The organism is Serratia fonticola (assembly GCF_001006005.1).
Classification (GTDB): Bacteria; Pseudomonadota; Gammaproteobacteria; order Enterobacterales; family Enterobacteriaceae; genus Chania; species Chania fonticola.
In genome coordinates, this window is the sequence record NZ_CP011254.1 from 4,503,550 (window position 1) to 4,515,743 (window position 12,194).

The 12,194-nt window shown below is 53.8% G+C and carries 11 protein-coding genes; all 11 read left to right on the plus strand.

Annotated features, from left to right (window positions below; genetic code table 11):
- Positions 1-320: 320 nt before the first annotated feature.
- The 11 genes from arnB to WN53_RS19995 all read left to right on the plus strand — a co-directional run bounded on the left by arnB (position 321) and on the right by WN53_RS19995 (position 12,182).
- The gene (gene arnB / locus WN53_RS19945; protein WP_046808196.1) at positions 321-1,475 is read left to right on the plus strand and encodes a UDP-4-amino-4-deoxy-L-arabinose aminotransferase; all 1,155 of its coding nucleotides are present in this window, start codon (positions 321-323) and stop codon (positions 1,473-1,475) included.
- On the plus strand, positions 1,462-2,442 hold the full coding sequence (arnC, locus tag WN53_RS19950; protein WP_046808197.1) for an undecaprenyl-phosphate 4-deoxy-4-formamido-L-arabinose transferase: 981 nt from the start codon (positions 1,462-1,464) through the stop codon (positions 2,440-2,442). The genes arnB and arnC overlap by 14 nt, the downstream gene beginning before the upstream one ends.
- Positions 2,442-4,424: a bifunctional UDP-4-amino-4-deoxy-L-arabinose formyltransferase/UDP-glucuronic acid oxidase ArnA gene (arnA, locus tag WN53_RS19955; RefSeq protein WP_024487031.1), complete on the plus strand. Its 1,983-nt coding sequence runs from the start codon at positions 2,442-2,444 to the stop codon at positions 4,422-4,424. The genes arnC and arnA overlap by 1 nt, the downstream gene beginning before the upstream one ends.
- Positions 4,421-5,332: a 4-deoxy-4-formamido-L-arabinose-phosphoundecaprenol deformylase gene (arnD, locus tag WN53_RS19960; protein WP_046808198.1), complete on the plus strand. Its 912-nt coding sequence runs from the start codon at positions 4,421-4,423 to the stop codon at positions 5,330-5,332. The genes arnA and arnD overlap by 4 nt, the downstream gene beginning before the upstream one ends.
- Positions 5,329-6,993, plus strand: coding sequence for a lipid IV(A) 4-amino-4-deoxy-L-arabinosyltransferase (arnT, locus tag WN53_RS19965; protein ID WP_046808199.1), 1,665 nt, complete (start codon positions 5,329-5,331; stop codon positions 6,991-6,993). The genes arnD and arnT overlap by 4 nt, the downstream gene beginning before the upstream one ends.
- The gene (arnE, locus tag WN53_RS19970; RefSeq protein ID WP_024486713.1) at positions 6,990-7,334 is read left to right on the plus strand and encodes a 4-amino-4-deoxy-L-arabinose-phosphoundecaprenol flippase subunit ArnE; all 345 of its coding nucleotides are present in this window, start codon (positions 6,990-6,992) and stop codon (positions 7,332-7,334) included. Before arnT ends, arnE begins: the two co-directional genes overlap by 4 nt.
- Entirely contained in the window at positions 7,331-7,720 is a 390-nt protein-coding gene (gene arnF / locus WN53_RS19975; protein WP_024486712.1) for a 4-amino-4-deoxy-L-arabinose-phosphoundecaprenol flippase subunit ArnF, read from the plus strand. The genes arnE and arnF overlap by 4 nt, the downstream gene beginning before the upstream one ends.
- A gap of 168 nt (positions 7,721-7,888) precedes the next feature.
- Complete coding sequence (locus WN53_RS19980) at positions 7,889-8,347, plus strand: NlpC/P60 family protein (protein ID WP_021178133.1); 459 nt, start codon at positions 7,889-7,891, stop codon at positions 8,345-8,347.
- A gap of 57 nt (positions 8,348-8,404) precedes the next feature.
- Positions 8,405-9,418: a lipoate--protein ligase gene (gene lplA / locus WN53_RS19985; RefSeq protein WP_024486711.1), complete on the plus strand. Its 1,014-nt coding sequence runs from the start codon at positions 8,405-8,407 to the stop codon at positions 9,416-9,418.
- 299 nt (positions 9,419-9,717) lie between these two features.
- Positions 9,718-10,455 (plus strand): EAL domain-containing protein, encoded by a 738-nt coding sequence (locus WN53_RS19990; protein ID WP_024486710.1) that lies wholly within the window; start codon positions 9,718-9,720, stop codon positions 10,453-10,455.
- A 284-nt stretch (positions 10,456-10,739) separates the two neighbouring features.
- Positions 10,740-12,182: a protein adenylyltransferase SelO gene (locus WN53_RS19995; protein ID WP_024486709.1), complete on the plus strand. Its 1,443-nt coding sequence runs from the start codon at positions 10,740-10,742 to the stop codon at positions 12,180-12,182.
- The last annotated feature ends 12 nt before the right edge of the window (positions 12,183-12,194 follow it).

Consider the following 12,194-nt stretch of genomic DNA (forward strand, 5'->3'; position numbering starts at 1 on the left):
ATGGCACAAATCCTGCCGGTAATCTCACAAAATAAGATGGAAATCCCACGATGGCCTGCTAGCTCATCGGATTGAAAAAGAATTAAGTAAAAATTCACAACAATATAACTCTTTGATTATATATAAAATTATTCTTCTCTTAATGAGAAGGTATTACAGAAAGTTTCCTGGTAATAATTTATCCCTTAAGGTTTAGTTAAGCTTGCCCACGTACATTGGCAATTAATCCACCAAGGATCATTCTTTGTGACGTTTACTTTTCGTTAAATGTAAAAGTCATACAGTGGCTTAATGAAAATCGAGACGTTTGGGGTTTAATTATGGATCAATTTCTGCCTTTTTCACGCCCGGCCATTGGGGATGAAGAAATTGCTGCGGTAGAAAAGGTGTTGCGATCCGGCTGGATCACCACCGGGCCGCAAAACCAGCAGTTGGAAAGCGAGTTTTGCCGAACCTTCGGCTGCAAGCATGCGATTGCCGTCTGCTCTGCAACGGCGGGGATGCACATCACGCTGATGGCTCTGGATATTGGGCCAGGGGATGAAGTCATTACCCCCTCTCAAACCTGGGTTTCCACTCTCAATATGATCGAATTGCTTGGCGCTACGCCAGTGATGATCGATGTTGACCGTGACACGCTAATGGTCAGCGCAGCCGATGTTGAGGCGGCCACCACCGCACGTACCAAAGCGATCATTCCCGTTCACTATGCGGGCGCACCATTACCGATGGATGAGCTGCGCGCAGTGGCTCAACGCCATAATATTCCCCTGATTGAAGATGCGGCTCACGCCGTGGGCAGCCGTTTCAATGGTGAATGGGTGGGTGCACGGGGTACCGCGATTTTCTCTTTCCATGCCATTAAGAACCTGACCTGTGCGGAAGGTGGTCTGATCGCGACCGATGACGATCAACTGGCCGATCGCGTCCGCTGCCTGAAGTTCCACGGCCTGGGCGTTGACGCTTTTGACCGCCAACTGCAGGGGCGTAAGCCGCAGGCAGAGGTGGTTGAACCTGGCTACAAATACAACCTGTCAGATATTCATGCGGCGATCGCCGTGGTGCAACTGGCGCGTTTGCCAGAGTTGAACGCCCGGCGCAAGGTGCTGGCGGAACGTTACCTGGCCGCGCTGCAAGACTCGCCTTTCCAGCCGTTGGGGTTGCCAGATTATCCGCACGATCACGCCTGGCATCTGTTTATGGTGCGTGTTGATGAACAACGTTGCGGCATTGGGCGCGATCAACTGATGGAACGGCTGAAAGAAGTTGGGGTTGGTACCGGTCTGCATTTCCGCGCCGCCCATACACAAAAATTCTACCGCGAACGTTACTCACAGCTGTCACTGCCTAATACCGAATGGAATTCGGCACGCCTGTGCACTTTACCGCTGTTCCCGGATATGACCGAAGCCGATGTCGATCGCGTGGTCAATGCCTTATCTTCCGTATTGGAGTCTTCCCGTGTCTCGCGCTGAACCTATTAGCAAAGTTTCGGTGGTGATCCCGGTGTTCAACGAGCAGGAGAGTTTACCTGCCTTGTTGGAGCGCACCACCGCCGCCTGTAAACAACTATTGCAACCTTATGAAATTATTCTGATTGACGATGGTAGCAGCGACAACTCTGCCGCCATGCTGACCGCTGCGGCGGAACAACCAGGCAGTTGCATTATTGCCGTGCTGCTGAACCGTAACTACGGCCAGCATTCCGCCATCATGGCGGGTTTCAATCAGGTCAGCGGCGATCTGGTGATCACCCTGGATGCCGATCTGCAAAACCCGCCGGAGGAGATCCCTCGTCTGGTTAGCGTCGCGGAAGAGGGTTATGACGTGGTGGGTACCGTGCGTGCCAACCGTCAGGACTCCTGGTTCCGCAAGACGGCCTCCCGCATGATCAATATGATGATCCAGCGCGCGACCGGTAAATCCATGGGCGACTATGGATGCATGCTGCGTGCCTACCGCCGCCATATCATTGAGGCGATGCTGCACTGCCATGAGCGCAGTACCTTTATTCCGATCCTGGCCAACACCTTTGCTCGACGTACCACGGAGATCGAGGTGCGTCACGCTGAGCGCGAGTTCGGTGACTCCAAATATAGCCTGATGAAGCTGATCAACCTGATGTATGACCTGATCACCTGCCTGACCACCACGCCGCTGCGTCTGCTCAGCGTGGTAGGCAGCGTGATTGCACTGTCAGGCTTCGTGCTGGCGGTGTTGTTGATCGTGCTGCGCTTGGTCCTGGGGCCGGAATGGGCGGCAGGCGGAGTGTTCACGCTGTTTGCGGTGTTATTCACCTTTATCGGTGCTCAGTTTGTCGGTATGGGATTGTTAGGGGAGTACATCGGCCGGATTTATAACGACGTCCGCGCTCGTCCCCGCTATTTTGTCCAGAAAGTGGTCGGTGCTAAACCAACCCAAAATACTCAGGAAGAAGAATGATGAAAGCTATTGTATTTGCATACCATGATATCGGCTGCGCGGGTTTGAAAGCGCTGACAGAAGCGGGCTATGACGTACAGGCCGTATTTACCCATACCGATGATCCAGGTGAAAACAACTTCTTCTCTTCCGTTGCTCGCCAGGGCGCTGAACTGGAGCTGCCGGTGTATGCACCGGAAGATGTCAATCATCCGCTGTGGGTGGAGCGTATCCGTGAGCTGCAACCGGATATTATTTTCTCTTTCTACTACCGCAATATGTTGAGCGATGAGATCCTGTCTCTGGCTCCAAAAGGTGGTTTTAACCTGCATGGTTCACTGTTGCCACGCTACCGTGGTCGCGCACCGATCAATTGGGCGCTGGTGAACGGCGAAACCGAAACCGGCGCTACGCTGCACAAGATGGTTAAACGCCCGGATGCCGGCGATATCGTCGGTCAGCATAAAGTGGCGATTTCCCAGCAGGACACCGCACTGACGCTGCACAAAAAGGTGTTGGAAGCGGCGCAGGTGGTATTGAAAGAACAACTGCCGAAACTGAAAGACGGCACGGCTAGCTTAACTGAGCAAAACGAAGCGGATGCCAGCTATTTTGGCCGCCGTACTGCTGCCGACGGTGAGATCCAGTGGCACAAGTCTGCTCATGAAATCAACAACCTGGTGCGTGCCGTCACCGAACCTTATCCGGGCGCCTTCAGCTATCTGGGCCAGCGCAAGGTGATCGTTTGGCGCGCACGCGTGCTGGATACCGCACATGATAAGCAGCCTGGCACGGTGCTGAGCACCACTCCACTGGTGATTGCCTGTGGTGAAGGGGCGCTGGAAATCGTAGCTGGCCAAAGCGAGTCTGGTTTGTATGTGCAAGGTAACCGTCTGGCCGCGGAAATGGGCATGGTGAGCGACGTACGTCTGGCTGCCAAGCCAAGCTCGGTGATGAAGCGCCGGACCCGCGTGTTGATCCTGGGCGTTAACGGCTTTATCGGTAACCATCTCACCGAACGCCTGCTGCGCGAAGATCGTTACGATATCTATGGCCTGGATATCGGCTCTGATGCCATCAGCCGTTTCCTGGATAACCCGCGCTTCCACTTTGTGGAAGGGGATATCAGCATTCATTCGGAGTGGATCGAATATCACATCAAGAAGTGCGACGTGGTATTGCCGCTGGTGGCGATCGCCACACCGATCGAATACACCCGCAATCCGCTGCGCGTGTTCGAGCTGGATTTCGAAGAAAACCTGAAAATCGTTCGCGACTGCGTGAAATACAACAAACGCATCATCTTCCCGTCCACCTCCGAAGTTTACGGCATGTGTGACGATAAAGAGTTTGATGAGGACACTTCGCGTCTGATCGTCGGGCCAATCAACAAACAGCGCTGGATCTATTCGGTCTCCAAACAGCTGTTGGACCGGGTTATCTGGGCTTATGGGGCTAAAGAAGGCCTGAAGTTCACGCTGTTCCGTCCGTTTAACTGGATGGGGCCACGTCTGGACAACCTGGATGCGGCGCGTATCGGCTCATCGCGCGCGATCACCCAGTTGATCCTGAACCTGGTTGAAGGCTCACCGATCAAGCTGGTGGACGGTGGGGCGCAGAAACGTTGCTTTACCGATATCAACGATGGTATTGAAGCGCTGTACCGCATTATTGAAAACCGCGACGGTCAATGCGATGGTCAGATCGTCAACATCGGCAACCCGACCAACGAAGCAAGTATTCGTGAGCTGGCGGAAATGCTGCTGGCCAGCTTCAATGAGCATCCGCTGCGCGGCAATTTCCCGCCGTTTGCCGGTTTCAAGGACGTGGAAAGCAGCAGCTACTACGGCAAAGGATATCAGGACGTTGAGCACCGTACACCAAGCATCAAGAACGCGCGCCGCCTGCTGGGCTGGCAGCCGACGATCGCCATGCAGCAAACCGTTGCCGAGACGCTGGACTACTTCCTGCGTACTACGGTAAAGGAAGGTGATGGTGCATGAAGAAGGTCGGCCTGCGAGTTGATGTAGACACCTTTAGCGGTACCCGTGAAGGGGTGCCGCGCCTGCTGGAACTGTTTGCCAAATACGATATTCAGGCCAGCTTCTTCTTCAGCGTCGGGCCGGACAACATGGGGCGCCACTTGTGGCGCCTGCTTCGTCCCCAATTCCTGCTGAAAATGCTGCGTTCCAAGGCGGCGTCTCTGTACGGCTGGGATATCCTGCTGGCAGGGACCGCGTGGCCTGGGCGGAATATTTCCCGACCTTTGGGGCCGTTGATGAAGCGCACGTTGGAAATGGGCCACGAAGTAGGGTTGCATGCCTGGGATCATCAAGGGTGGCAGGCCAAGGTGGGGCAGTGGTCCAAACCCGAGTTGACGCGTCAGGTTCAGTTGGGCGTTGATGCACTGGCCAATGCGATCGGACAACCGGTCCGATTTTCGGCGGTGGCGGGGTGGCGTGCCGATCAGCGCGTGGTGGAGGTGAAGCAAGGTTTTGGTTTCGAGTATAACAGTGATTGCCGTGGCACCCATCCGTTCCGTCCGCTATTAGAGAACGGCCAGCCGGGCACGGTGCAAATCCCCGTGACGCTCCCCACCTTTGATGAGGTGATTGGCCGTGAAACCAGCATGGCCGATTTCAATGATTATATTCTGCGAGCGATAGAAAACGATGGTGGTGTGCCGGTGTACACCATACATACCGAGGTGGAAGGTATGTCGCAGTCGGCCATGTTCGAACAGTTGTTACAGCGTGCAAAACAGCAAGGCATCGAGTTCTGCCCGCTGAGCGCGTTGCTGCCCCAAGACGTGTCATCACTGCCGCTAGGCCGCATTATACGCGCACCATTTCCTGGCCGAGAAGGCTGGTTGGGTTATCAAACCGAAGTTGGGGGAGAAAAGGTTTCATGAAAGCGTTGAAAGGATCCTGGGCCATCGTATTGTCCATTTTTTTTGCCCTGGTGTATCTGCTGCCGGTGAATGGGCGGTTGCTGTGGCAGCCGGATGAAACCCGCTACGCCGAAATCAGCCGTGAAATGCTGGCGCGCGGAGATTGGGTAGTGCCTAACCTGCTCGGCCTGCGCTATTTTGAAAAGCCGGTCGCCGGTTACTGGTTTAACAACATTAGCCAGTGGTTGTTCGGCGATAGCAACTTTGCCGTGCGCTTTGGTTCGATATTCAGCACCGGTATGACCGCCTTGCTGGTCTTTTCCCTGGCCTGGCTGATGTGGAAAAATGCGCGTCGTGCCAGCCTGGCAGTGCTGATCTTCCTGTCGATGGTACTGGTATTCAGTATCGGCACTTACAGCGTGCTCGATCCGATGATCTCGCTGTGGCTGACGGCAGCCATGGTCAGCTATTACCTGACGCTGAAAGCCACCACCGCCAAAGGTAAGCTGGGGGGCTATGTGTTGCTCGGGCTGGCCTGTGGCATGGGTTTTATGACCAAAGGCTTTCTGGCGCTGGCGGTGCCGGTGATTGCCGTTATCCCCATTGTTATTCAGCAGCGTAAAGTTAAAGATCTGTTCTGCTACGGGCCAGTGGCTATCGTGGTGGCGGTACTGCTCAGCCTGCCGTGGGCGCTGGCGGTGGCCCAACGCGAGCCGGACTATTGGAACTACTTCTTCTGGGTGGAGCATATTCAGCGCTTTGCCGAAGATAATGCCCAGCATAAGGCCCCCTTCTGGTATTACATCCCGATCCTGATCGCTGCGGTACTGCCGTGGTTGGGGTTATTGCCAGGTTCCCTGCTCAAGGGATGGCGCGAGCGTATGCAGCGCCCGGAGCTGTTTTTCCTGTTGAGCTGGGTGGTGATGCCGTTGATCTTCTTCAGCATCGCCAAAGGCAAGCTGCCTACCTATATTCTGCCATGTATGGCGCCGTTGGCACTGCTGATGGCGGCTTACGCCGAGGATTGCGCAGGGCAGTTACGTACTCGGGTCTTCAAGGTGAATGCTCTACTGAATGGCCTGTTTGGTCTGATTGGCATTATCGCGTTGTTGCTGATCGGCTCCGGTGTGTTGCATAAAGTGCATCTGTTTAACGCCGATGAGTGGCCGAAAATCGTGCTCGGCCTGATTGCCTTTGGTGGTTGGCTGCTGTTTGCCGTGGTTTCCGCTCGCGATAACGCAAAACGCTGGACCTGGGCGGCCGCCTGCCCGCTGCTGCTTTGTCTGTTGATCGGCTACGCTATTCCACAGCAGGTGATCGACTCCAAGCAGCCGCAAAACTTCATTCGTGACAATATCGCCACGCTCAGCCAGAGCCAGTTTGTATTGGCCGATCGCGTGGGTATCGCCGCTGGCCTGGCCTGGGAACTGAAACGCAGCGATGTGCTGATGTACGGTGAAAAAGGCGAGCTCTCTTATGGTTTGGCGTATCCTGATGTGCGCGGTCACTATATCGGCGAAGAGGATTTTGCTGGCTGGTTGGCTCAGGCTCGTAAGCAGGGGGATGTGTCACTGGTAATGCAACTCTCCCGTGGTGAGCACGTACCGACAGATTTGCCACCGCCAGACAGCGTGGTCGAGATGCATCGCATGGCATTGGTATGGTATAAGCAGCAACCATGATGGCGTATTTATTGGTGATCCTGGTTAGCCTGTTCACCTGTGCGGGGCAGCTGTGTCAGAAACAGGCTGCCCTTACCTGGCAACAGGCTGGCGATCGGCGGCGGGCTTTAACGCTGCGCTGGTTGGCGCTGGCGGTGCTGCTAATGGGGCTGGGCATGCTGGTGTGGCTAAATGTGTTGCAGCGCCTGCCGCTCAGCCTGGCCTATCCGATGCTGAGCCTCAATTTTGTCCTGGTGACGCTGGCGGCACGCTGGTTGTTTAACGAGCCGACTACGGTGCGTCACTGGTGCGGCGTGGCGTCGATCATGCTGGGGATCCTGCTGATGAGTCTGCAATCATGAAAGGTTATCTTTGGGGGGCGGGCAGCGTTCTGTTAGTGACGTTGGCCCAGTTGCTGATGAAATGGGGCATGGGACAAATCCCGCTGTTGTCCTTTGCCGATGTCACCTGGCCGTTACTCAACCAGTACGGAATGGCCTTGATAGCGGTGGCCGTTGGCATCTTCGGCTATGCATTATCAATGCTATGCTGGTTCTTCGCGCTACATTATCTGCCGCTGAACCGGGCTTATCCGCTACTGAGCGTCAGTTATGCGCTGGTTTACCTGGCGGCGGTGATCCTGCCCTGGTTTAATGAATCTGCCACCTTGCTCAAAACGCTGGGGACGCTGTTTATTCTGTTCGGCGTGTGGTTGATTAACAGCCATCGGGCGGCAAAAAACCGTTAATAGCGGAAAAAAACGTTGTCGATTCGAATATCTCATGGACAAAACTTGCCTTTTTATTAACTTGAGCGATAAATTAATGCCAAACAGCATTCTCCTTACCTGGGGGGGCGTGGTGAAATATCGCAGGCGGTTGATCTGCTTCGGTGTTCAAGTGAAAGGTAAAATGCGATGCGTGTGTGGTTTCTATTAGCCAGTTTAATTCTCGCCGGTTGCAGCAGCCATGCGCCGCCGCCGAGTGGCCGTTTGTCCGATTCCATCGTGGTGGTAGCGCAATTGAACGAGCAGCTGCGTCAATGGTATGGCACCCCGTATCGCTATGGCGGGCTGGATCGCGGCGGTGTCGACTGTTCCGGCTTTGTCTATCGCACCTTCAGCGATCGTTTTGATATGCAATTACCGCGATCCACGGCGCAGCAAACCGGGCTGGGGACCAAAGTCTCGCGTGACGAGCTGATGCCGGGCGATCTGGTGTTCTTTAAAACCGGCAGCGGAGAGAATGGCCTGCATGTGGGGATCTACGATACCAACGACGAGTTTATTCATGCCTCTACCAGCAAAGGTGTGACGCGTTCCTCACTCAACAACGTCTATTGGCGCAAGGTGTACTGGCAGGCGCGCCGGATTTAACGCCCCAAACCCCCTATCTGGTGTATTATGGCAGCACTGCATGATGAGGTGACTGCCATGAATTCCTTACGTTTATTGATTTCCGATTCCTACGATCCCTGGTTTAATCTGGCGGTAGAAGAGTGCATCTTCCGCGAAATGACCTCGCAAAAAATCCTCTTCCTGTGGCGTAATGCCGAAACCGTAGTGATCGGCCAGTCGCAGAACCCGTGGAAAGAGTGCAATACCCGGCGGATGGAGCAGGATGGCATTCGTCTGGCACGGCGCAGCAGCGGCGGCGGGGCGGTGTTTCACGACCTGGGCAATACCTGCTTTACCTTTATGGCCGGTAAACCTGGTTACGATAAAACCGTTTCTACCGGCATTATTCTGGCGGCGCTGAAACAGCTGGGTGTTGATGCTTCGGCTTCCGGGCGTAACGATTTGGTGGTCGAAACGGCCGACGGAGTGCGCAAGATCTCCGGCTCAGCCTACCGCGAAACTCAGGATCGTGGTTTTCATCACGGTACGCTGCTGTTGAATGCCGATCTCAATCGCCTGGCGGATTATCTCAATCCCGATCCGAAAAAATTGCAGGCGAAAGGCATTACCTCCGTGCGTTCCAGGGTCGCCAACCTGGCCGAGTTTGTGCCTGAAATCGACCATCAGCAGGTTTGTGACGCCGTCATTCAGGCTTTCTTCGCTCATTATGGTGAAACGGCACAGCCGGAAGTGATCTCCCCGGATGTCTTCCCAGACCTGCCCGATTTTGCCCAGCAATTTGCCAAGCAGAGCAGTTGGGAATGGAATTTTGGCAAAGCGCCAGCGTTTAGCCACTTGCTGAATGAGCGCTTTACCTGGGGTGGGGTGGATATCTTCTTTGACGTGGAGAAGGGCGCGATTGTACGCGCGCAGATCTTCACCGACAGCCTTAACCCTGCGCCATTACAGACTTTGGCCGAAAAGCTGGTGGGCTGTGCCTATCGCAGCGAGGCGTTGGCAGACTGTTGTGCACAGCTGGTAGCGCAATATCCGCAGCAGGAGAGCGAGCTTAGTGAGTTGCGGCGTTGGCTGTTGGAAACCATTAAGTAGTGCTGTGTGGTAAATAAATTGGGAATTTTATTAATAAAATCAGGTGGTCGCCGTATCACCTGATCGTTAAACATAAAAAATAATTCACCTATTGCGTAAAGCTTTTAATTTGTAACGATACATGCCGCAAATTAAATTCACGCACCTGACTGCCTGTACAAAAAACATCGCTAAAACTATCAATTACTTGGCAACGCCGGGTTAATCACATTACTATTTCTGAACTATCTCCCAGGGATTGATCGGTATAACTTATTGTTATACGATGGTTTGCACGCCATTAAGCCTCTGGCATTAAAATGAATATTCAATCTGACGTTGATTTTATTAGTCAGTACGTCTTCCTGCCGATTTACGCCATGACGGGAAGATTACTGGCGGTGGAACTTCTCACCCGTTTTACTGGCTCGGGCGACAACCTGGCGATGCCTACGGAGATCGGCCTGCGGTTATTAACCCCAGAACAAAGGATTGAGTTATTCACCGATCAACTCACGCTGGCTGAAAAGCACGCGTCATGGTTTGTTGCCAACGGGGTGACATTGACCATTAATATCGAAGAAACGGTTGTCGATTGGCTGCTTGGCAGTGAAACACGTCGTCAACGAGTGCAGCAGCTGCCGTTTATTGCTTTTGAAATCAATGAGATTTTCCCCAACCTTTCCGCTGGGAAAGACAATGTGAAAATACGCTCGTTAAGTGACTATTTTTCGCTGTGGCTCGATGGTTTCGGTTCTGGCAAAGCGACGTTGACCGCGTTGTACGATGGTTTATTTGATTTTGTGAAGATCGACAAACGCTTTTATTGGCAATTGGTTACCCAACAGGGATATGACCTGGTTATCGATTCACTGCTTAAGAATATCAATCAACTTTGTAAGGGAGTTATTGTTTGCGGCATTGAGAAACATGAGTATTTCAATAAACTGACCAACACCGGTGTTTTAGGGCTACAGGGGTTTTTATGGCCTGCCATCAGTGTGGATAATCTGCGTTCTCTACGCAGGATTGCTGAAGAGTTCGATAATAATAGCTGATTTTTTCTTACACACCGGGGTAAATAGTGGACTGGATGATTTTTACCGTGATCCCAGTACTGATAATTATTGTCGCTCTATCATTGATAAAGCACTTTAGCCATGCGCGTAGTAGGTCATTAAAAGACTCACGCCGCCGGCGTTAAATAACCAAGCTAATAAGGCTCACCGCCGCTTTTTAGTGTACCACGCCCCTTCAGGTTATCAGCCAGGGGCGAATCCCTTGTAAATCCTCCGTGTTAATCCGCACCTTCAGGCTCTACACTAAACGTTACGGAGGGCCTATGCCGCAATTTGAAAACGCTTATTACCAACAGCTGCCCGGTTTTTATACCGCACTGCCACCGACGCCGCTTAAAGCAGCCCGTCTGCTGTATTACAGCCAGCCGCTGGCTCAGGAACTGGGGCTGGACGCAAGCTGGTTTACCCCAGAGAAAACGCCAATTTGGGCAGGTGAAACCCTGTTACCCGGCATGCAGCCTTTGGCGCAGGTTTACAGCGGCCATCAGTTTGGTTCCTGGGCGGGGCAATTGGGAGATGGCCGGGGGATCCTGCTGGGCGAACAGCGGCTCGCGGACGGCCGCAGTATGGACTGGCATCTGAAAGGCGCTGGGTTGACGCCGTATTCCCGCATGGGTGATGGGCGGGCGGTGCTACGCTCGGTGATCCGTGAATTCCTGGCCTCCGAGGCGCTATACCATTTGGGGATCCCGACGACGCGGGCCCTGACGATAGTCACCAGCGAACATCCTGTCTTCCGTGAACAACCGGAGCGCGGGGCAATGCTGCTGCGGGTGGCGGAAAGCCATGTCCGCTTTGGCCATTTCGAACATTTCTATTACCGCAAACAGTCGGAACAGGTCAGGCAACTGGCGGACTTCGTTATTGCGCGCCACTGGTCGCAATGGATTGATGAACAAGATCGCTATCTGCTGTGGTTTACCGACGTGGTGGAACGCACCGCACGTATGATTGCCCATTGGCAGTGCGTGGGATTTGCCCACGGCGTGATGAATACCGACAATATGTCGATCCTCGGCCTGACGATGGATTATGGCCCTTATGGTTTCCTTGATGACTACCGGCCCGATTATATCTGCAATCACTCCGATCATCAGGGCCGTTATGCGTTCGATAACCAGCCAGCCGTGGGGTTATGGAACCTGCATCGATTGGCGCAAACGCTATCCGGTTTACTGAGTGCCGAGCAGTTACAGCAGGCACTGGCCGCCTATGAACCGGCGCTGATGCAGGCTTATGGCGAGCAAATGCGTGCCAAACTGGGCTTGTTTACCCAGTCGAAACAGGATAACGATCTGCTGACCGGCTTATTGAGCCTGATGGCGCAAGAGGGGCGTGACTACACCCGGACCTTCCGTTTATTGAGCGACGTTGAGCAGCAGCAGGCGCAAACGCCAATGCGCGACGAATTTATCGATCGCGATGCGTTCGACGGCTGGTATCAAAAATATCGCCAGCGCTTACAGTTTGAACAGGTGAGTGATGCCGAGCGCCAGCAAGCGATGAAGCTGGCTAATCCTAAACTGATTTTGCGTAATTATCTGGCGCAGCAGGCCATCGAAGCGGCAGAGCAGGACGATGTCAGCAAGCTGGCACGTTTGCACCAGGCGTTGCTGCAACCTTTTGCCGATGATGCTCAGTATGACGATCTGGCGGCCTTGCCGCCGGATTGGGGCAAGCACCTGGAAATTTCCTGTTCGAGCTGAATGCAGCAAGCC

Bases quoted from the DNA above. Each gene is read 5' to 3' on its own strand.
- WN53_RS19995 (WP_024486709.1), top strand. From the start codon at position 10,740: ATGCCGCAATTTGAAAACGCTTATTACCAACAGCTGCCCGGTTTTTAT.
- WN53_RS19980 (WP_021178133.1), top strand. From the start codon at position 7,889: ATGCGTGTGTGGTTTCTATTAGCCAGTTTAATTCTCGCCGGTTGCAGC.
- arnB (WP_046808196.1), top strand. From the start codon at position 321: ATGGATCAATTTCTGCCTTTTTCACGCCCGGCCATTGGGGATGAAGAA.
- arnD (WP_046808198.1), top strand. From the start codon at position 4,421: ATGAAGAAGGTCGGCCTGCGAGTTGATGTAGACACCTTTAGCGGTACC.
- arnE (WP_024486713.1), top strand. From the start codon at position 6,990: ATGATGGCGTATTTATTGGTGATCCTGGTTAGCCTGTTCACCTGTGCG.
- lplA (WP_024486711.1), top strand. From the start codon at position 8,405: ATGAATTCCTTACGTTTATTGATTTCCGATTCCTACGATCCCTGGTTT.
- arnA (WP_024487031.1), top strand. From the start codon at position 2,442: ATGAAAGCTATTGTATTTGCATACCATGATATCGGCTGCGCGGGTTTG.
- arnF (WP_024486712.1), top strand. From the start codon at position 7,331: ATGAAAGGTTATCTTTGGGGGGCGGGCAGCGTTCTGTTAGTGACGTTG.
- WN53_RS19990 (WP_024486710.1), top strand. From the start codon at position 9,718: ATGAATATTCAATCTGACGTTGATTTTATTAGTCAGTACGTCTTCCTG.
- arnT (WP_046808199.1), top strand. From the start codon at position 5,329: ATGAAAGCGTTGAAAGGATCCTGGGCCATCGTATTGTCCATTTTTTTT.